Origin of the sequence: Pyrococcus sp. ST04 (genome assembly GCF_000263735.1) — an archaeon.
Classification (GTDB): domain Archaea; phylum Methanobacteriota_B; class Thermococci; order Thermococcales; family Thermococcaceae; genus Pyrococcus.
In genome coordinates this window covers 1,611,881-1,629,832 of record NC_017946.1, presented here as the reverse complement: position 1 = coordinate 1,629,832, position 17,952 = coordinate 1,611,881, and the positions used below count along the sequence as shown (strand labels likewise).

Below are 17,952 nucleotides of genomic sequence, written 5' to 3'. Positions count from 1 at the left end.
CTAAGTGAGAGACCAATGGGCATAAAAGTGTTGCTCGTAATGATATTCCACCATATTTGATTATTCTACTGGACTTACTTTGCTCGGGAGGTGTCTTTTTTGAGGCGCACGATCCTTGACTACCTACAGTTGGCAGAGATAGGAAACCGCTTAAGACGCACGTTCGAGTTATGGGGGTATAGGGAGATAATATTCCCCACAATTGAGGAGTACTCTCCGGAGATAAGAAAAGGAACGAAATTCTCTTACAACAACGAGTTTTATCTCCTCAATCCCGACGTAACATCCAGGATAGTCAAGAAAATCGAAGGGCAGACGAAGGTATTTTACGTAGCTGAAGTGTTAAATGGGGATATTAGAGGAGAATGGCAGGCTGGAGTTGAGCTTATAGGTGAGGGAGGAATTGAGAGACATGTTGAAGTGCTTTCTATAATGATAACAGCACTTGAATCTATAGGGATCGAGGACTTCTACATAGATTTGGGGAGTATTGGGATTTGGAAGAAGGAAGCAGGGGAATTTTGGCCCAAGGTTAGGGAGGCGCTAATAAAGAGAAACTTTGAAATAATTGAAAGACTTCCTCTTCCGGCAGAGAAAAAAGAAAGATTATGGAGACTTTTCAACTTTAGAGGAAAGAGAAGTGGATATGAAAAGCTGGATTCCATAGTTGAAGCTGTTAATGATGAAAGAATCTTCATAGATCTAGGAACAGTGAGACCCCTTCCGTATTACACAGATATAATCTTTGAGGTATATTCCCCGAGGCTTGGAAAGCCTATTGGTGGTGGGGGAGAGTACAAACTAAACGGAAAAGTTGGAATTGGATTTGTGTTTTATCTTGATAGGCTTTCGAGGCTCTATTCTCCAAAGGAGAGGAGTAGGCAGATAATCTCGAATGAAGATATCGGAAAAGCATATGCTTTAGCGAGAGAAATGGTGCGGTTAGGAATTCCGGTTGAGGTGGCCCTTAAATCCGAGAAAGGTGAGAAACGATGAAATTCGTTCTTCCTAAAGGAAGGCTTTACAAAGATTCAGTAGATATCCTTCGAAGATCAGGCGTTGAGATCCCTGAAAAACCCGAAAGGGCCTTGATTTGGAGCAATGGTAGGGATGAATTCCTATTATCCCGGGCATATGACGTTCCAGTATATGTTGAGCACGGTATAGACGTTGGAATTGCCGGGAGCGATGTTGTAGAGGAAAGGGAGAGTGATGTCTTCATTCCTCTAGAGCTTCCCTTTGGAAAGTGTAGACTTAGCTTGGCCATGCCAAGAAGTAAAGTTGTTTCTCCAGAGGATATGGATGGATTTAGGATAGCTACAAAATACGTGAACGTTACTAGGAAGTTTTTCTCGAGAATAGGGGTTGAAGTTGAAATAATAAAGCTACATGGAAGCGTTGAGTTGGCACCTAGGGTTGGAATAGCTGATGCTATAGTTGACATAGTGGAGACAGGGAACACTCTCAAGGCTAATGGTTTAGTGGAAGTTGCTAAAATAATGGATGTTTCTGCTCTGCTTTTGGTAAATAGGATATCTCAGAAAGTTTTGTTCGAGGAGATAAACTCCTTGATAATGAGGATTAGGAGGGTGGTTTATGGAACTTGAGGCATATGTTAGGGAAATACTGGAGGATATCAAGAGGAGAGGGATTGAAGCACTCAAGGAGTACTCTCGGAAGTTTGACAATTATGAGGGCCCTTTCAGGGTTAGTGATGAGGAGTTTGAAGAAGCTGAATCTCAGATATCGGATAGGGATAAGGAAATAATTAAAAGGACAATTGAGAGGATAAAGAAGTATCATTTGACTCAGCTTCCCCGAGATAAGCTGTTAATCAGGAACGGATCTCTTTATGGAATAATTTACAGGCCAATAAGGAGAATCGGAATTTACGTTCCTGGAGGGAAGCCCCTGCCTTCGACTCTAATGATGGTGGGGGTTCCCGCAAGGATTGCTGGGGTTAAGGAGATCGTTGTGACAACGCCCCCGAAAGAGGGTAAGGTTAACCCCTACATCCTTTATGTGGCAAAGCTACTTGGGATTAGTGAGGTGTATAAGCTGGGAGGCATTCAGGCTATAGCGGCTATGGCCTATGGCGTTGGAATGAGAAAAGTTGAAAAAATTTTTGGACCAGGGAATAAATTCGTAAATGAGGCAAAGAGGCAGGTTTTTGGAATTGTGGGTATAGATAGTCTTGCAGGTCCTTCCGAGATAGCCGTTATAGCTGATGAAACTGCCAATAAGGAGTATGTTTTGGCAGATTTACTAAGTCAGCTTGAACATGGGAAGGACAGCAAGGCATGGCTTCTCACGACTTCAAAGGAGCTTGCGGAGTTTTGCTCTCGGAATGGGATTGAGGTTATACTATGTAAGACGCTTGAAGAATGTGCTGAAAGGGCGAATGAAATAGCCCCAGAGCACCTGGAAATAATAACTAAGGATCCACTACTTCTTTTGGATTTAATAGAAAATGCTGGTGCAGTTTATCTGGGCCCCTATACTCCAGTTCCTGCAGCTGATTACTTTCTTGGGGTTAATCATGTTCTTCCTACCGGAGGTGCTGCAAAGTTCATGGGTGTCCTAACGGTTCTCGATTTTATGAAGCCGATAAGCCTGGCCATGGTGGATAGGGAGGAATTCCTGAGGGAGAGATATCTTGGAATCAGACTCGCCGAAATAGAGGGGATGGATATGCATAAGAAAAGCATGGAGGTTAGGAAATGAGGATTAAGGCTAATCACTGTGTTCTTTACTGCATCCCTAGGGAAAGCCCCGAACTGTTATTGTGGGGTGGTCATATTGAGGAGGAAAACCAAGGAGACGGATATAGTTGTGGAAATAGGGAAGAAAGGGGAAATAAATACGGGAGATAAGATTCTTGACCACATGCTTGAAGCAATGTTCTTTTATATGGAAGTAAATGCAGAGGTTAGGGCTAGCTACGACCTCAGACATCACCTCTGGGAGGATCTGGGGATAACCCTTGGGAAAGAGATCAGAAAAAATCTCCCAGAGATGTTTTCAAGGTTCGGTACTGTCATAATGCCCATGGACGATGCATTGGTGCTTGTTGCTGTGGATATATCGGGGAGGCCCTATCTAAATCTCGATCTGGACATTGTTGAGGGGGAGGAGGGATTTGAAGTATCGCTCTTAAGGGAGTTCCTTTGGGGATTGGCTAGATCTCTGAGGGCAACTATCCACGTAAAGAAGCTTGCAGGAATAAATGCTCACCATATCATTGAAGCAACTTTTAAGGGACTGGGAAGGGCCCTATCTCAGGCGATTAGGGAAAAAAGTAGGGTAGAGAGCACGAAGGGAGTGTTATAATCAGCACTTAAGATCCTCATCACCAATCAGAGCTGCGCGGGTTCATCATTCTCATATCCTTTATTTAGTGCATTAGGACAAAGTTTTTATCCTGCTATCCGGTATTACTACCGGGTGGGATGTTGTGAATTTGGTAAGTATTGAAAATATAAAATTATTCCTAACGATTGGGGCTGTTTTAACTTTAGTGTCGTTAATTCCGGGTGTTGGGTCATTAATTGGGTTAATAGGGGCTATAATTTATCTTTATGGATTATATAAGTGGAGTCAGCTAGTAGATGAAAGGCCATTAAAGCTTGAAATAATTGCCGTGATAATTGGGATTTTTGGGATTGCTATAGCTGCATACGGGCTTTCGAGGGTTAGCATTGCTCTGATATACAACTTTTCGTTTTTTAAGATTCTATACGTGTTCTTACTCTTCTTGTATCCCTTCCTTGTTGTTGAGGCACTCCTTCAAAAAGAAGTGCTGAAATACTTTTATGAAGCTACTGGAGTTAATGACTTCTTACTTGCCGGAAAGCTCGTTCTTTATGGTGCTCTATTACTGCCAACTGTTGTTGGGGGTTTTGTTGCTATAGGGGGTAGGATAGTTGAGGTAATGGCCTATAACAAAATGCCATCAAAGGTTCAAACGATAAAAGGAAAGAGCATAACAATCGACAAGCAGAAGTTCTTGGTGTTTCCCTTGGCATCTCTAATTCTATCATATCTGCTTGTCTCAGCACTGCTTCCCTCGTATGACATCGTCGTTGAGGATGGGGATCTCAAGTTCTTTGGCAATATTGAAGGGGATGAAATAAGGGGAGTGTTGGTTTATGAGTTTCCATGTGTGGAGAAGCTATGCATAACGGAAGTTCGGGTTGATGGAAGGGTTGTATATTCGGGGAATCCACGTGAATTCGTTAATGGAAGGCAGGTAGTTCATCTCTCAATGCCCAAGACGGCGAAGTCTATAGAGGTTAAATTTTGGACAGGGGATGTTGCTGTACTTCACCTCGAGTAGCTTTTGTCGTTTGTACAATTTTTTTAATGTAGAAGTTAAATTCTGATATTAAATTCTCATTAAGGATGGACAATGATAGCAATAGTGGATCTTGGTATAGGCAATTTAGCCAATGTGAGGAAGGCCCTTAAGGGTGAGATAACGGATGATCCCTACAGAATAGAGAAGGCCGAGAAAATAGTCCTACCTGGAGTGGGCAATTTTGGTGCCGTGATGGATAAGCTGGAGCCTCTGAAAGATATCATTCTTGAAGGAATAAGGGAGGGAAAGCCGTTTCTTGGGATATGTCTAGGGTTACAGCTCCTCTTTGAGGAAAGTGAGGAAAGCCCCGGGAGAAAAGGCCTTGGGGTATTTAGGGGCAAAGTCGTCAGGCTTAGGGGAGTTAGGACCCCCCACATTGGATGGAACCAGGTGTGGATTAAAAGGAGTTGCCCCTTGTTTGAGGGCGTTAAGAACGGGGCGTACTTTTACTTTGTTCACTCATATCATGCAATTCCGGAAGAGGACATAGTTGTGGGTGTTACGGATTACGGGAATATCGAATTCGTCTCGGCCGTATGTAGGGACAATATCTATGCAGTTCAGTTTCATCCCGAGAAGAGTAGCAGAAACGGCTTGATTGTCATGAAAAACTTCAGGGGGATGTAAAATGGAAGTATATCCAGCTATAGATCTAATGAATGGTCAGGCGGTTAGGCTGTATAAGGGAAAGAGGGATAGCGTGAAAGTTTATGGAGATCCCCTGAGATTTGCCGAAAAGTTCTCTGAAGTAGTTGACAAGATTCACATTGTTGATTTAGATGGAGCCTTTACGGGGAAGCCGAGGAATCTGGATGTTGTGAGGAGGATAATAGAAGAGATCGGAGTTAAGGTTCAGATAGGCGGTGGTTTCAGGGAGTATGAATGGATTGCTAAGGCCTATAGCATTGGTGTTGAAAACGTGATAATCGGAACTAGGGCCTTTGACTTGGACTTTCTCGAGAGGATAACCAAAGAGTTTGATGGAATAACTGTCAGTTTGGACTCCAAAGACGGTAAAATAGCCATTAAAGGATGGGTTGAGGGTGGAATACCTGTTAAAGAGGCTTACTCACTTGTGAAACCATATGTTAGCAGGTTTGTTTATACTTCTGTTGAAAGGGACGGTACCCTGACGGGGATAGAGGAAATAGAGAAATTCTGGGGTGATGAAGAGTTCATATATGCTGGTGGGGTTTCCAAGTTAAGCGACGTGGTTAAGTTGTCTAAGATAGGATTTTCTGGAGTTATAGTGGGTAAGGCCCTTTACGAGGGGTTTTTCTCTCTAGAAGAGCTGGTGGAGGTTGCGAAAAAATGTTAGCTAAGAGAATAATAGCGGCCCTCGATATAAAGGAAGGGAGAGTGGTTAAGGGCATAAAGTTCAGGAACATTCGAGATGCTGGGGATCCAATAGAGCTTGCGAGGAGATATGAGAAAGAAGGAATAGATGAGATCGTATTCTTAGACATCACGGCGTCTTACGAGAAAAGAAGAATTCTACTTGATTTAGTTGAAAAAATAGCTGAGGAAATATATGTACCTTTTACCGTGGGAGGAGGAATAAGAACAGTCGAAGAGGCAAGAGAAATAATAAAGAGAGGAGCTGATAAGGTGTTCATAAACACTGCGGCTGTTGATAATCCAAGACTTGTGGAGGAAATTGCTCAGGTTATAGGAACGGCGAATTTGGTTGTTGCAATAGATGCTAAATGGAACGGCAAGTTCTGGGAAGTTTATACCCACGGTGGAAGAAAGCCGAGGGGAATAAATGCTGTTGAATGGGCAAAAGAAGTTGAGACTCTGGGAGCTGGTGAGATACTCTTAACAAGTATGGACACGGATGGAACAAAAAATGGTTTTGATATCCCTTTGACAAGGGCCGTTGTTGATACAGTTGAAATTCCGGTAATTGCGTCTGGAGGCGCTGGAAAGCCGGAGCATTTTCTTGAGGTATTTCAAATTGGTGTTGAAGCCGCATTAGCGGCTTCAATATTCCATTACGGTGAGTATACGGTTAGGGAACTTAAAGAGTTTTTGGCCATGAGAGGAGTGCCCATTAGGCTTGATTATTGAAGGAGGGTTAGCTTTGAATATTGAAGAGTTAATAGAGCAAGTAAACTGGGAAAAGAATAATGGGATAGTCCCAGTGATAGTTCAAGACACTAAAGGGGAAGTTCTAACCCTTGCCTATATGGATAGAGAAGCCCTTAGGAGGACCTTGGAGACGGGCTATGCTCACTACTATTCAAGATCTCAAGAGAGGATAAGGATGAAGGGAGAGGTTAGTGGTAACGTCCAAATTGTGAAGGAAGTCAGAATAGATTGTGACAATGATGCCCTCCTCTTGATAGTTGAACCCAAGGGCCCTGCATGCCATACTGGCAACTATTCCTGCTTCTACAGAAAGCTTGGAGAGCCTGAAAGAGTCCTCCCAATGGACTACTCTTTAACAATTCTGAGAGAGCTTGAGGAGCTTATACGGAAAAGAAAAGAAAATCCAGTTGAGGGCTCATATACGTCCAAGCTATTTAGAGAGGGTAGGGAGAAGATATACAAAAAATTTGGGGAGGAGGCAATAGAGGTTTTGGTTGCAGAGAGTAGGGAGAGGATAATCTATGAGGTTGCAGACATGCTGTATCACTTGTTAGTTTTATTAGCATATAATGATATATCACTAGGAGAAGTGATGGCTGAGCTAAGGAGGAGAAGAAAATGAAGATCAGGAGGGAAGTTCTGGAGTTTGAACCCTACCGGGTTCTTGAGGGTAATTATAGGATTTGGCTAGACAAGAACGAAAATCCTTTTGATGTTCCTCTTGAGATAAAGGAAGAGATATTTTGGAAGCTAAGGGCTCTCGAGTTTAACAGGTATCCTCATATTACCTCCCTTCCCCTGAGGGAGAAACTAGCTGAATTCTTGGGATTTGATGTGAATAACATAGCCGTTGGGAACGGAAGCGATGAGCTGATAAATTATCTGGTGAGGATGTTTGAGGGAAAGTACATCATAACGACTCCACCTACGTTCGGAATGTACTCCTTTTACTCAAAGCTTTATGGAATCCCTATAGTGGAGATTCCCTTAGATGAAGACTTTCACATTAATGGAGATGAGATAGCGGAGAAAAGCAGGGATGCACTAGCAGTTTTTATAGCATCGCCAAACAACCCTACTGGAAACTTACAGCCTGAAGAAGAAATTTTAAAGGTCGTGGAGACTGGAGTTCCTGTTGTTGTTGATGAGGCTTATGTTGAATTTGCTGGTAAGTCTCTGCTTGACAAAGTGTTGGAGTATCCAAACTTGATCCTGTTGAGAACTTTTTCTAAGGCATTTGGCCTCGCGGCGATAAGAGCTGGCTATATGGTTGCTAGTGACGAAGTAATTAATGCCATATATAGAATAAAATCCCCATTTAGTGTTAGCTCTGTAACAATGATTATAGCTGAAACTCTTCTCGACCATTATGAAGTCGTTGAAGAGCGCGTTAAGTTCATAGTTGCCGAGAGGGAGAGAATGTTCAGAGAGTTAAGAGACTATGCATATCCAAGTGACGCGAACTTTCTTTTGATTAAGCTTGATGCTTATGAATATCTCCTGTCAAAGGGGATAGTTGTGAGAAAGCTCTCTGGAAGGCTTAGCGGTCATATAAGAGTTACAATCGGAAGAAGGGATGAAAATGACGAAGTAATCTCTGCCTTAAAGGAGTTCGCGGGTGATAACGGTGTGGGTGGTTTTTGACGTTGATGGCGTTCTCATAGATACGAGCGAAAGTTACGACTATGCCACTAAGCTTACCGCTGAATATTTCCTTGAAAAGTTCGGAAAGAGAGTTGATGTTCCCCTTGACGCGATAAGGAACCTGAGGGCTAAGGGAGTATTTCCTGACGACTTCAAGCTCAGTGAAGCTTTAATAATTGGAGCACTCTCTGGTGATCTCAGGACTTTTTGTAGTGAATTTCCTGAAGGGGAGGGAGTTGAGTGGGTGAGGAAGAGGTTTGGGATTGCCCTTGATGAGTGTGAAATTGAGAGGGTCTTCAATACTTACTATTTAGGAACTCTATATTCTCAGAGGCTTTTTGACTTCCCTGGGCTGTGGAGAGTTGAGAAATCACTTGTGGATGTTGAGCTTTTGAAAAAGCTTGAGAATGTTGCTAAAGTCGGTGTTGTTACTGGAAGGGATTCTCTTGAAATGGAACTTGCGGAGAGAGTAATAGGCTATAAATTCAGGAACGTTGTTACAAGAGATATAATAGAAAAGCCTGACCCAAGGGCCCTTTATATCCTAACGAGGGGAGAATATGGGATATATATTGGGGATAGTGGAAGCGATGAAGCAATGATACGAGAGTATAGAAAAAAATTTGGAGATTTTGGATTTATAAGGGTGGGGAGGGATGTGAAAGACGTCAACGAGGCGATTAGGCGAGTCCTATTAGAATTATCCCGAGGGTAGTTAGAACCAGGGAAATCCCCAGCCTTTTGGTAAACCTCTCTTTTAAAAATGCTACGGCCATTAAGGCTGCCATTACTGGACTGGACTCTGTTACAGGAGTCGCTATGCTGGAACCTACTAGGCTTATTGACTTTATGAAGAAATATTGGCCAAGCATTGTTCCAAGGATCGTTATAACCACTACAAGCTCCCAATCCTCAACACTCATTTTTCTCACTGTCTCTCTAATTGTTCTAAAGAACACTAAGGATCCTAATGCCCCGGAGCTTATTCTTAATCCGGTTATTGCAACGGCGGATTCATTACTAACAAGCCAATCTGTAACAAGGACTGCAATCGTCCAGAGTAGCTCTGCAACTATCACAAATCCAATTCCCCTCCAGCTCATTCCTCCTTTACTGTCCATCGCTTCACTCACTAGTACTATTACCGCAATAACAATTAGAACTGCGCCAAGGGCTATTGAGGCGTTTAGTGGCCTATTCAAGAGGTAATGGGCGAGTATCATAGTTAATATTGGATGAGGAGTTACGAGTATGCCGGCTCTCGAGACTCCAATAATGTTCATTCCCTCAAGGAATAGCCAATCTGCAATGGCGAATCCTATTATACCAGAGGCTATTAATATAGCCCACCATGTAATTTCCCTATCTGGAATGGCACCTAGTAAGGCTATAAGGGGAAGATAGAATACTGAGCTTATGAGCAGTCTGAGAGCGTTAAGAGCTAATGGACTTACCCTTTCCATGAGGATCTTTGAGAGCACCGATGTTAGTGCCCATACAAACGCAGCACCAACAGCTAAGCTTACCCCAAGAATTAAGCTCATGTCACAACGTTATAACGAGTATTTTAAAAGTTTCCTTCAACATAACTGGAGGATTGCCAAATGGGAAGGATGTATGAAGCGTACTTCGATCTGAAATTCTTGCTGAACAGGGGGTATAGGAAAAGTAGTGCTCTAGAATTCATTGCAAATCACTACAGGCTAACTTTAAGGGAAAGGCACTTTTTAGCCAGATGTGTTTTTCCTGATTCATGGGTAAGAGAAGTAAGGAAAAAGATTCTTAGGGATTTGAGTGGACTGAGAGTTGGTGTTGATGGCTTTAATGTTCTGATAACACTAGAATCCCTCCTCCAGGGGATTGCCGTAATATGTGAGGATGGTCTTGTGAGGGATTTAAAGTATCAAGGGAAGTATAGGTTCTCAGATCTTACGGAAAAAGTCATAGATATCATGATAAAAACACTAGCTTCTGCATCTCCCGGTGAAGTGTTTGTCTTTTATGGCAGAAGTATATCTAAGAGCGGGGAGATCAGGAAGATTACATTGAGGATCATGAAAAACTACGGACTTAGGGGTGAGGTTGAGCTAGTTAAAAGTCCAGACTATGAACTTAAGAATTTTGAATATGTTGCAACGGCTGATACAGGAATTATAGAAAAGGTCAAGGGAGTGTACGATATTGTTGCAAATTCTGCAAGAATGCTAGGGATTAAACCGCTGGGATTTTCAGAGGCTTTGAAGATTTTCGACGAAAGGCTTAAATAGGTAAGGGAATAGTCGAAGGCATGCTTAGACCAGAGCCTATGATAGAGAAATTCAGAAGAATTGAGATTTCGTTTGAACAATGGAATGAGGAAGAAAAAGAAAGGCCAAAAGTTAAACTCATTACCAATGTGAAGAGAGTTCAGCTCTCATGACATAAAGCTCTTCAAAAAATAGCTTTTCAGAATCAATGATCTCAGTTTTAAATCCTTTAGTTCTGAATAGCTTTTCTGGATCTGGCTTTGTTAGGGAGCTATAGACAAGTAGCACCCTCCCTCCAGGCTCAAGATAACCTTTGACCTCTTGTAGAAACTTTTGAATTATCTCCCCACCACCCTTTCCGCCTATCAAAGCCCTATCTATGTCCTCTTTTATCTCTTCTTCATCTCCTGGAAGATATGGGGGATTAAATACTATAAGGTCAAAGCTTCCTTTTATATTTGAGAACAGGTCACTAAATACAAACATGACATTCCTAACGTTGTTTAGCTTTGCATTTTTCCACGCAAGCTCGAGTGCTTTTCTGTTTATATCAACTCCTATGCAAAACCTAGCTTTTCTTGCCGCTATTAGTGCTAGAATTCCAGTTCCTGTACCCATGTCTAAGACTATGTCATGTTTTCTGACCTCCTTTGCTAGAGCTCTTGCAATAAGAAACGTATCCTCGGCAGGTTCGTAAACCTCTGGAGAAGTCTCTATCCTAAGATCCATATAGTGGACCGCCATGAGATAATTAATGGGAGAATTCTGGCGCCCGGGCCGGGATTTGAACCCGGGTCGCGGGAGTGACAGTCCCGCATGATAGGCCGGGCTACACCACCCGGGCGCTTTAGTGGCCGGCGGCGTCCCCGGCTTCCCGCCCCCTCTCGGAGGGCAGTACAACCGGGATCGCTGGGGGGCTTAACTTCCGGGTTCGAAATGAGACCGGGTGTAGCCCCCCCGCTATGGCCGCCGTGCCGAAATAACCTCCCCAACCCCAACTTAAAAACTTTTCGGAAGATGAGGATTCACCGGTCAGATCCGCGAACTGGTCATCACAGCTCAGGGGGCTCCAGAGTCATCATCCCTTATTATCTTTTCAAATTCCATAAGAATGTTCATTTGCTCTTCGGTTTCAACCGCACTAGGCTTCAGGATTCTTACTTTTCTTAAAGCTTCCTTTAGCGGTAGTCTATGCTTATACATGAGCCAAGCGACTGCTATTGTTCCACTTCTTCCGCTTCCGCCATAGCAGTGAATCAGAACTTTCTTCCCTTCATTCACTTTTCTTTCTATCCATTCGACGATTGTTGTTAGCTCTTTCAAGCTTGGGGCCGTGAAGTCTGGGATTGGAACATGTAGCACGTCTGCTCTTGCTCTCAGATCATCCAAATTATAAACGAGCTCAAACTCTTCTACTAAAACAACAAATGCCTGAAATTCTTTGACTAATTCTTCTAGTTCATCTTCATATGGCATTCTTGAAAATGCAACGCTTTCATCAATGAACCTGACATCCATCTTGGGACTCCCTGAATTTCCTTTCATAAAAATGCTCATAAATTTTTATTTTCACGCTCTTATGGTGATGGTTATGAAGAAAATTGGAATCATTGGAGGGACAACACCAGAGTCGACCTGTTATTATTACAGGAAGTACATAGAGATAAGCAGGGAAAAGTTTGAGAAGTATGTTTATCCTGAGCTGATAATTTATTCGATAAATTTCAAGGAATTTTTTGAGAATCCTGAGGGATGGGAGGGGAGGAAGAAAATTCTGATAAACGCTGCCAAAGCTTTGGAGAGGGCAGGGGCAGAGTTAATAGCCTTTTCGGCAAACACCCCCCACATAGTTTTTGATGATGTTCAGAAGGAAGTCAATGTTCCGATGGTAAGCATAATAGATGCTGTTGCAGAAGAGGTTCTTCGTAGGGGTGTTAAGAAGGTTCTTTTGCTTGGAACGAAGACTACAATGAGTGCCGATTTCTATATAAATGCCCTAAAAGATAAGGGTCTTGAAGTTGTAGTACCCAGTGATGAGGAGAAGGAAAAGCTTAACAGGATAATATTTGAGGAATTGGCTTTTGAAGACTTAAGGAGTAAGGACTGGATAGTGAGCCTGATAGAGAAATATGCAAAGGAAAAGGGAATTGAAGGGGTTATCCTAGGATGCACCGAACTACCGCTTGCAATCAAGCAAGGAGATGTTAGCGTTGAAGTCTTTGATTCCGCTGAGATTCATATGAGGAAGCTTATAGAACTCGCTACTCAAGAGTGATTTCATTTTGTTAAAAAATTTTTGCTTTTTTAGCTTTTATTGGTCATTTTTTCAGAAAAGTTTGGAAAAATCGTAAAAATATTTTAGTTTCTGGTTAGAGGTTAGGTGTGCTAAAATGCTTTCGGAGAGGATAAAAGCCATAGACACAACTGCCCTAAAAAGGGTTCTCGATTTGATAAGCTCGGGGGATGTTATATCCTTTGCGGGAGGAGTTCCAAGTGTTGAAACATTTCCACTGGATAAGCTTAGAGAGATAGTGGAAGAAGTTTCTTCAATCCCTTCAGCATTTCAATATGGGCCATCTGAAGGCATCCCAGAATTAAGAGAGGAGATAGCTGATTATATGAAGGAAAGATGGGGAGCTAAAACTTCTGCTGAGAATGTTATCATAACTCACGGTTCTCAGCAGGGAATAGATATAGTCGGTAGGGCAATGATAAATCCAGGAGATTTAATCCTAGTAGAAGCTCCAACGTACTTTGTTGCCCTCAACACCTTCCAGGTTTATGAGCCGAAATTTGCTCAAATACATGTTGATGAGAATGGCCTTCTCGTTGAGGATTTAGAGGTTCTCCTTAAAACTCTGAGGCCAAAGATTCTGTATACCGTTCCAACATTTCAAAATCCAACTGGTACAACGTTGAGTGAAGAGAGGAGAAAGTACCTTGTTGAGCTTGCTGAGGAGTACAATTTCTATATAGTCGAGGACAATCCATATGGGGATATAAGATATTCTGGAAAGAAAGTTAAAGCAATAAAGGCGTACTCTAATGACAGGGTCATATACCTTGGATCATTCTCCAAAATATTCACTCCCGGATTCAGAATAGCATGGATGGTTGTTCCGGAAGAGTTGTATGAGAGGTTTCTTGTTGCTAAGCAGACAATTGATGTCTGTACAAACTCCTTTGGACAGTATGCTGCTGCCCTTTTCCTAAGAAAGGGTCTCTTAGATGAGCAAATTGAAAAAATAGTGTCTTACTACAAGCCCAAGAGGGATGCTATGCTAGAGGCGCTTGAAGATTATATGCCAGATAATGTCTCATGGACAAAACCAGATGGTGGAATGTTTGTTTGGGCTACGGTGGAAGGGGTTAACACGGATGAACTTTTGGAAAGGGCCGTTGGAAAGGGAGTGGCTTACGTTCCTGGTAGTGTATTTTATGCTGTTAATCCACGCAGTGATCAAATGAGATTGAACTTCACATTCGAAACTACGGAAAGAATTCAGGAGGGTATTAAGAGATTAGCTGAAGAAATTTCATCTTGACATTTGTTAACTTTAATTTTTCTATTTGGAATATTATTTTCGAATGTACAGAATTTTCTTAGATATTGAATTTATTTTTTCGAAATTTTTTTAATTATTTTTAAAAATATAAAAACTTGTTCGATGTGACAAAGATTTTCTCGAAAATTTTATATAGGGTAATTCCAGAGGGCTGAGGGGTGGTGAGTATTAAGCAAGAGAAGGGAAATATTGATCTTGGACTCAACGTTAAGGGAAGGAGAGCAGACACCTGGAGTGAACTACACACCAGAGCAGAGGCTTGAAATAGCATTAGCGTTAGATGAGTTTGGAGTAGATTTCATCGAAGTTGGACATCCTGCCGTAAGTGAAGATGTCTTTGCTGGAATAAAGCTCGTCTCAAATCAGGGATTGAAAGCAAATCTGCTGGCTCATTCAAGGGCTTTAATAAGTGATGTAGACCATGTGTTAAAGTCCGAGGTCGATTGGATAGGGATATTCTTCTGCCTCTCCGAGGCCTGTTTAAAGAAGAGGTTTGGCATTACCCTAGAGCAGGCGTTGGATAGGATTTCTCGGGCAATTGAATATGCAAAAGACCACGGACTTAAAGTTAGATTCACTCCGGAGGACACCACCCGCACAGAATGGAAAAATTTAGAAGCTGCTCTTAGATTGGCTAGGGAGCTGAAAGTTGATAGAGTAAGCATTGCCGATACAACTGGAAGTACACACCCCCTCAAGTTCTACATACTCGTTCAGAAAGTTGTGAGCTTCGGGATTCCCGTTAATGTTCACTGTCACAATGACCTTGGATTGGCCCTAGCAAATGCCGTGATGGGAATTGAGGCAGGGGCAAGTTTAGTTGACGCAACGGTCAATGGACTCGGAGAAAGGGCAGGTATAGTCGATTTGGCCCAAATTGCGACTGTTCTCTACTATCACTATGGAATCAGAAAGTACAGGATTGATATGCTGTACTATTTAAGCAATCTTGTAACCAGGATTACTGGGATAAGTGTTCAGCCAAATTACCCGATAGTTGGGGCAAATGCGTTCACTCACAAGGCAGGTCTCCACGTTTCTGCGGTAATAAAGGACCCGACGTTTTACGAATTCCTTCCTGCGGAAACCTTTGGCAGAGAAAGAACGATATACGTTGACAGATTCGCAGGAAGAGCAACAATACGATACTACCTCGAGAAAGCTGGGATAAGAGATGATAGAATTGTTGACGAACTTCTTAGAAAAGTGAAGAGCTCGAGAGAGCCTTTTACATGGGAAAGGCTCATTGAAGAAGCTAGGAGGTTGATGACATGACCCTTGTTGAGGAGCTGTTGAATGTGAAGTCTGGGGAGGCTGTAATAAGGGAGGTCGATCTTGTTTACGCTCATGATGGAACAATGCCGCTGATAATTGAGGCATTTAAGAGGGCATTTACTAAAGTTAGGGCAAGGGCTTATGTGTTCTTTGACCACGTATTTCCAGCTCCTACCGTTAAGGTAGCAAATCTACAACGGGAAATAAGGGAATTTGCTAGAATTCATGGGATTCCCGTGATAGAAGGACAGGGAATAAGTCATCAACTCGTTGTTGAGATGGGGCTTTTAGATGGAGCAAAGGTGGTTATTGGTGCAGATTCACACACCCCAACAGTAGGGGCTTTGGGGGTTTTTGCAGTTGGAATGGGCGCAACTGACACTGCAGTAGCCCTTGGGCTTGGAAAGACATGGCTGAGGGTTCCCGAAAGTGTTGCAGTAATCTTTGATGGAAGGCCATCAAGCAACGTAATGGCTGCAGATGCTATGATACATATTATAACGTCCCTTAGGGATTATGAAATGAATTATAAGGCCATTGAGTTTTTCAACGTTCCCTTCTCGTTTGACGACAGGTTAACCCTTACGAACTTTAGTGTAGAGGCAAATGCAAAGACGGCACTTATTGGTGAAACATACGATGGAGAGGGGTATGTAAAGGAGCTGGAAGTTGATTTATCATCCCTTCCTCCAATGGTTGCTAAACCTCACCACCCATCAAACGGTGTTCCCGTTGAACAAGTTGAAGGAACAAAGATTGACCAGGTTTTCATAGGCTCCTGTACTAATGGGAGATTTGAACACATAAAGAGGGCTGCTGAGATTCTTAAAGGGGAGAGGGTAAGTGTCAGAACAATAATTGGCCCAGCATCTGTTAACGTTTACAGAAGAATGGTTGAGGAAGGCCTCGTTAATGTGTTCTTAGAAGCGGGGGCAGTTATAATCCCGCCAGGATGCGGGCCCTGTCTTGGCAGACATATGGGTGTTGCGGCTGATGGTGAGATAATTCTCAGCACCACTAACAGAAACTTCAGAGGAAGAATGGGCTCTCCAAACGCTGAAATTTACCTCGCAAGTCCTGTTACTGCAGCTATCAGCGCGATATATGGGGAGATAACAAACCCGGAGGGATCGTTATGATAACTAGGGGGAGAGTTTGGAAGTTTGGAGACAATGTTTCTACAGATGCAATAACTCCGGGACGCTATAATCTTACAAAAGATCCTCAGGAGCTCGCTAGGATAGCGTTTATTGAGGCCAGGCCAGAATTCGCAAAGGAAGTCAAACCAGGTGATGTGGTTGTTGGAGGTCGTAATTTTGGAATTGGATCATCAAGGGAGTCAGCTGCTCTCTCATTAAAAGCGGCTGGTGTTGCTGGAGTTATTGCAAAGTCATTTGGAAGGATATTCTATAGGAATGCAATAAATTTGGGCCTTCCTCTGCTTATTGGAGATACAGATTGGCTTAAGGACGGGGATATAGTGGAGGTGAACTGGAAAACGGGAGAAGTGAAGAAGGGAGATGAGATTAGGTACTTTAAACCTCTAGAGGGCTTTCTCTGGAAAATCGTTGAAGAAGGCGGGATAATTGAGTATGTGAAAAGGAGGGGTGATCTATGTATAGAGTAGCAGTCATAAAGGGAGATGGAATTGGACCTGAGGTCATCAATGCTGCAATCGAAGTTGTTAACTCTATTACCAGCAAAATAAGATTTTATGAGTTTGAGGGAGGAGTAGAGGTCTTTAAAAGATATGGTGTGCCAATAACCGAAGAGGATTTGGAACAGATAAGAAAAATGGATGCCGTGTTATTTGGGGCGACAACGACCCCATTTGACCTGCCTGGATATAAGAGCCTAATAATAACTCTTAGACAGGAGCTTGATCTTTATGCCAACTTGAGGATAATACCAGATTTGAGAAATGGGCGGGAAATAGTTATAGTAAGGGAAAACAGCGAAGGGCTGTATTCTGGCCAGGGTAGGGCCTATGAGGATAAGGCTGTGGATGTCAGGTTAATCACAAGGAGAGGAGCCGAAAGGATAGCTAGATTTGCTGCAAGAATTGCAAAGGACAGGAATTCATTTATAACATTTGTTCATAAGGCGAATGTTCTTACAAGTGATAAGTACTTTAGGAAAATAGTTTTCGAGGTTGCTAGAGAAGAAGGAGTCGAAGTAAGGGAAGCAATAGTCGATTCATTTACAATAAAACTTGTGAGGAATCCTTGGAATCATGGTGTGATACTTAGTGAAAACTTGTTTGGGGATATACTTTCTGATTTGGCGACGATTCATGCTGGGAGCATAGGAATAGTGCCCACTGGTAACTATGGAGAGAACATAGCATTGTTTGAACCTATACATGGGTCAGCACCTGATATTGCAGGAAAGGGTATCGCAAATCCAATTGGAGCTATTCTAAGTGCGGCAATGATGCTTGATTATCTTGGCCTGGATGGAAGGAGAATCTGGGATGCTGTCAGGAGCTATGTGGCAAAAGGTAACTTGACTCCCGATATGGGAGGAACTGCAACTACTATGGAAGTTACGCGGGGAATAATTGCTGAAATACACTCTTTAGATCCCCTTGACTTGGATGAAATGTGGATGGAGGAGGTTAGGCTCGGGAGAATACCTCTAAGGATGGATGAGTAAAAACACCTTATGTTATATATGCAACAAAATATTGTAATATACAACCAAATATTACGAAAACATTACAAACTCATAATGTTTGAAACAGCTTGTCGTTAGTAAAGGTTTGGAGGTGATT

22 protein-coding genes, 1 tRNA gene, 1 rRNA gene and 1 other RNA gene are annotated in these 17,952 nt (G+C 42.5%); 19 read left to right on the top strand and 6 right to left on the bottom strand.

Annotated elements, in window-relative coordinates; all coding sequences use genetic code 11:
* Positions 1–90 precede the first annotated feature (90 nt).
* The 4 genes from PY04_RS08680 to hisB all read left to right on the top strand — a co-directional run bounded on the left by PY04_RS08680 (position 91) and on the right by hisB (position 3,330).
* The gene (locus tag PY04_RS08680) at positions 91–996 is read left to right on the top strand and encodes an ATP phosphoribosyltransferase regulatory subunit (RefSeq protein ID WP_014734749.1); all 906 of its coding nucleotides are present in this window, start codon (positions 91–93) and stop codon (positions 994–996) included.
* Positions 993–1,607: an ATP phosphoribosyltransferase gene (gene hisG / locus PY04_RS08675; protein ID WP_014734748.1), complete on the top strand. Its 615-nt coding sequence runs from the start codon at positions 993–995 to the stop codon at positions 1,605–1,607. The genes PY04_RS08680 and hisG overlap by 4 nt, the downstream gene beginning before the upstream one ends.
* Entirely contained in the window at positions 1,597–2,724 is a 1,128-nt protein-coding gene (hisD, locus tag PY04_RS08670) for a histidinol dehydrogenase (RefSeq protein WP_014734747.1), read from the top strand. Before hisG ends, hisD begins: the two co-directional genes overlap by 11 nt.
* A 75-nt stretch (positions 2,725–2,799) precedes the next feature.
* Complete coding sequence (gene hisB, locus PY04_RS08665; RefSeq protein WP_048056136.1) at positions 2,800–3,330, top strand: imidazoleglycerol-phosphate dehydratase HisB; 531 nt, start codon at positions 2,800–2,802, stop codon at positions 3,328–3,330.
* Here the strand turns inward: hisB and PY04_RS09540 are convergent.
* An RNA gene (locus PY04_RS09540) (C/D box small nucleolar RNA) lies at positions 3,328–3,383 on the bottom strand. The two genes, hisB and PY04_RS09540, sit on opposite strands and share 3 nt — an antisense overlap.
* A gap of 71 nt (positions 3,384–3,454) precedes the next feature.
* Here PY04_RS09540 and PY04_RS08660 point away from each other — a divergent pair.
* The 7 genes from PY04_RS08660 (at position 3,455) to PY04_RS08630 (ending at position 8,807) form a co-directional block, all read left to right on the top strand.
* Complete coding sequence (locus tag PY04_RS08660) at positions 3,455–4,336, top strand: DUF996 domain-containing protein (RefSeq protein ID WP_014734745.1); 882 nt, start codon at positions 3,455–3,457, stop codon at positions 4,334–4,336.
* Between the two features lie 72 nt (positions 4,337–4,408).
* Entirely contained in the window at positions 4,409–4,984 is a 576-nt protein-coding gene (hisH, locus tag PY04_RS08655; protein ID WP_014734744.1) for an imidazole glycerol phosphate synthase subunit HisH, read from the top strand.
* 1 nt (position 4,985) lies between these two features.
* A complete protein-coding gene (hisA, locus tag PY04_RS08650; protein WP_014734743.1) occupies positions 4,986–5,675 on the top strand; it encodes a 1-(5-phosphoribosyl)-5-((5-phosphoribosylamino)methylideneamino)imidazole-4-carboxamide isomerase in 690 nt (229 codons plus the stop codon).
* Positions 5,669–6,427, top strand: a complete 759-nt coding sequence (gene hisF, locus PY04_RS08645; protein WP_014734742.1) for an imidazole glycerol phosphate synthase subunit HisF — start codon at positions 5,669–5,671, stop codon at positions 6,425–6,427. Before hisA ends, hisF begins: the two co-directional genes overlap by 7 nt.
* A gap of 13 nt (positions 6,428–6,440) precedes the next feature.
* On the top strand, positions 6,441–7,070 hold the full coding sequence (hisIE, locus tag PY04_RS08640) for a bifunctional phosphoribosyl-AMP cyclohydrolase/phosphoribosyl-ATP diphosphatase HisIE (protein WP_048056135.1): 630 nt from the start codon (positions 6,441–6,443) through the stop codon (positions 7,068–7,070).
* On the top strand, positions 7,067–8,092 hold the full coding sequence (gene hisC / locus PY04_RS08635; RefSeq protein ID WP_014734740.1) for a histidinol-phosphate transaminase: 1,026 nt from the start codon (positions 7,067–7,069) through the stop codon (positions 8,090–8,092). The genes hisIE and hisC overlap by 4 nt, the downstream gene beginning before the upstream one ends.
* Positions 8,076–8,807 (top strand): HAD family hydrolase, encoded by a 732-nt coding sequence (locus tag PY04_RS08630; protein ID WP_014734739.1) that lies wholly within the window; start codon positions 8,076–8,078, stop codon positions 8,805–8,807. The genes hisC and PY04_RS08630 overlap by 17 nt, the downstream gene beginning before the upstream one ends.
* Here the strand turns inward: PY04_RS08630 and PY04_RS08625 are convergent.
* The gene (locus PY04_RS08625) at positions 8,773–9,636 is read right to left on the bottom strand and encodes a DMT family transporter (protein WP_048056134.1); all 864 of its coding nucleotides are present in this window, start codon (positions 9,634–9,636) and stop codon (positions 8,773–8,775) included. The genes PY04_RS08630 and PY04_RS08625 overlap by 35 nt on opposite strands.
* 60 nt (positions 9,637–9,696) lie before the next feature.
* On the opposite strand from PY04_RS08625, the gene PY04_RS08620 reads away from it, so the two are divergent.
* On the top strand, positions 9,697–10,359 hold the full coding sequence (locus tag PY04_RS08620) for a DUF434 domain-containing protein (RefSeq protein WP_014734737.1): 663 nt from the start codon (positions 9,697–9,699) through the stop codon (positions 10,357–10,359).
* Positions 10,360–10,379: 20 nt separating this feature from the next.
* Complete coding sequence (locus PY04_RS09770) at positions 10,380–10,511, top strand: hypothetical protein (RefSeq protein WP_256359061.1); 132 nt, start codon at positions 10,380–10,382, stop codon at positions 10,509–10,511.
* On the opposite strand, the gene PY04_RS08615 is transcribed toward PY04_RS09770, so the two are convergent.
* From PY04_RS08615 to PY04_RS08600, 4 genes are all read right to left on the bottom strand, one after another.
* Positions 10,480–11,067 (bottom strand): HemK2/MTQ2 family protein methyltransferase, encoded by a 588-nt coding sequence (locus tag PY04_RS08615; protein ID WP_237710120.1) that lies wholly within the window; start codon positions 11,065–11,067, stop codon positions 10,480–10,482. The two genes, PY04_RS09770 and PY04_RS08615, sit on opposite strands and share 32 nt — an antisense overlap.
* A gap of 37 nt (positions 11,068–11,104) precedes the next feature.
* Positions 11,105–11,182 (bottom strand) — tRNA-Asp (locus tag PY04_RS08610).
* 8 nt (positions 11,183–11,190) lie between these two features.
* Positions 11,191–11,312, bottom strand: a 5S ribosomal RNA gene (rrf, locus tag PY04_RS08605).
* An 85-nt stretch (positions 11,313–11,397) separates the two neighbouring features.
* The gene (locus PY04_RS08600) at positions 11,398–11,856 is read right to left on the bottom strand and encodes a dual specificity protein phosphatase family protein (RefSeq protein ID WP_014734735.1); all 459 of its coding nucleotides are present in this window, start codon (positions 11,854–11,856) and stop codon (positions 11,398–11,400) included.
* Between the two features lie 73 nt (positions 11,857–11,929).
* Between PY04_RS08600 and PY04_RS08595 the strand changes: the two genes are divergently transcribed.
* From PY04_RS08595 to PY04_RS08570, 6 genes are all read left to right on the top strand, one after another.
* Entirely contained in the window at positions 11,930–12,613 is a 684-nt protein-coding gene (locus tag PY04_RS08595; RefSeq protein ID WP_014734734.1) for an aspartate/glutamate racemase family protein, read from the top strand.
* A 115-nt stretch (positions 12,614–12,728) separates the two neighbouring features.
* On the top strand, positions 12,729–13,883 hold the full coding sequence (locus tag PY04_RS08590) for a PLP-dependent aminotransferase family protein (protein WP_014734733.1): 1,155 nt from the start codon (positions 12,729–12,731) through the stop codon (positions 13,881–13,883).
* 210 nt (positions 13,884–14,093) lie between these two features.
* The gene (lysS, locus tag PY04_RS08585; RefSeq protein ID WP_081482824.1) at positions 14,094–15,179 is read left to right on the top strand and encodes a homocitrate synthase; all 1,086 of its coding nucleotides are present in this window, start codon (positions 14,094–14,096) and stop codon (positions 15,177–15,179) included.
* Positions 15,176–16,318 carry a 3-isopropylmalate dehydratase large subunit gene (locus PY04_RS08580; RefSeq protein ID WP_014734731.1) on the top strand — a complete coding sequence of 381 codons (1,143 nt, stop codon included), beginning with the start codon at positions 15,176–15,178 and terminating at the stop codon, positions 16,316–16,318. The genes lysS and PY04_RS08580 overlap by 4 nt, the downstream gene beginning before the upstream one ends.
* Positions 16,315–16,806 carry a 3-isopropylmalate dehydratase small subunit gene (locus PY04_RS08575; RefSeq protein ID WP_014734730.1) on the top strand — a complete coding sequence of 164 codons (492 nt, stop codon included), beginning with the start codon at positions 16,315–16,317 and terminating at the stop codon, positions 16,804–16,806. Before PY04_RS08580 ends, PY04_RS08575 begins: the two co-directional genes overlap by 4 nt.
* Positions 16,794–17,834 (top strand): isocitrate--homoisocitrate dehydrogenase, encoded by a 1,041-nt coding sequence (locus PY04_RS08570; protein ID WP_014734729.1) that lies wholly within the window; start codon positions 16,794–16,796, stop codon positions 17,832–17,834. The genes PY04_RS08575 and PY04_RS08570 overlap by 13 nt, the downstream gene beginning before the upstream one ends.
* Positions 17,835–17,952: the final 118 nt, after the last annotated feature.

Excerpts from the sequence above, each read along its gene's own strand:
- hisA (WP_014734743.1), top strand. The coding sequence starts at position 4,986 with ATGGAAGTATATCCAGCTATAGATCTAATGAATGGTCAGGCGGTTAGG.
- PY04_RS08620 (WP_014734737.1), top strand. The coding sequence starts at position 9,697 with ATGGGAAGGATGTATGAAGCGTACTTCGATCTGAAATTCTTGCTGAAC.
- hisC (WP_014734740.1), top strand. The coding sequence starts at position 7,067 with ATGAAGATCAGGAGGGAAGTTCTGGAGTTTGAACCCTACCGGGTTCTT.
- PY04_RS08625 (WP_048056134.1), bottom strand. The coding sequence starts at position 9,636 with ATGAGCTTAATTCTTGGGGTAAGCTTAGCTGTTGGTGCTGCGTTTGTA.
- hisH (WP_014734744.1), top strand. The coding sequence starts at position 4,409 with ATGATAGCAATAGTGGATCTTGGTATAGGCAATTTAGCCAATGTGAGG.
- PY04_RS08595 (WP_014734734.1), top strand. The coding sequence starts at position 11,930 with ATGAAGAAAATTGGAATCATTGGAGGGACAACACCAGAGTCGACCTGT.
- hisF (WP_014734742.1), top strand. The coding sequence starts at position 5,669 with ATGTTAGCTAAGAGAATAATAGCGGCCCTCGATATAAAGGAAGGGAGA.
- hisG (WP_014734748.1), top strand. The coding sequence starts at position 993 with ATGAAATTCGTTCTTCCTAAAGGAAGGCTTTACAAAGATTCAGTAGAT.
- PY04_RS08575 (WP_014734730.1), top strand. The coding sequence starts at position 16,315 with ATGATAACTAGGGGGAGAGTTTGGAAGTTTGGAGACAATGTTTCTACA.
- PY04_RS08580 (WP_014734731.1), top strand. The coding sequence starts at position 15,176 with ATGACCCTTGTTGAGGAGCTGTTGAATGTGAAGTCTGGGGAGGCTGTA.
- hisD (WP_014734747.1), top strand. The coding sequence starts at position 1,597 with ATGGAACTTGAGGCATATGTTAGGGAAATACTGGAGGATATCAAGAGG.
- PY04_RS08570 (WP_014734729.1), top strand. The coding sequence starts at position 16,794 with ATGTATAGAGTAGCAGTCATAAAGGGAGATGGAATTGGACCTGAGGTC.
- PY04_RS08600 (WP_014734735.1), bottom strand. The coding sequence starts at position 11,856 with ATGGATGTCAGGTTCATTGATGAAAGCGTTGCATTTTCAAGAATGCCA.
- PY04_RS08615 (WP_237710120.1), bottom strand. The coding sequence starts at position 11,067 with ATGGATCTTAGGATAGAGACTTCTCCAGAGGTTTACGAACCTGCCGAG.
- PY04_RS09770 (WP_256359061.1), top strand. The coding sequence starts at position 10,380 with ATGCTTAGACCAGAGCCTATGATAGAGAAATTCAGAAGAATTGAGATT.
- PY04_RS08590 (WP_014734733.1), top strand. The coding sequence starts at position 12,729 with ATGCTTTCGGAGAGGATAAAAGCCATAGACACAACTGCCCTAAAAAGG.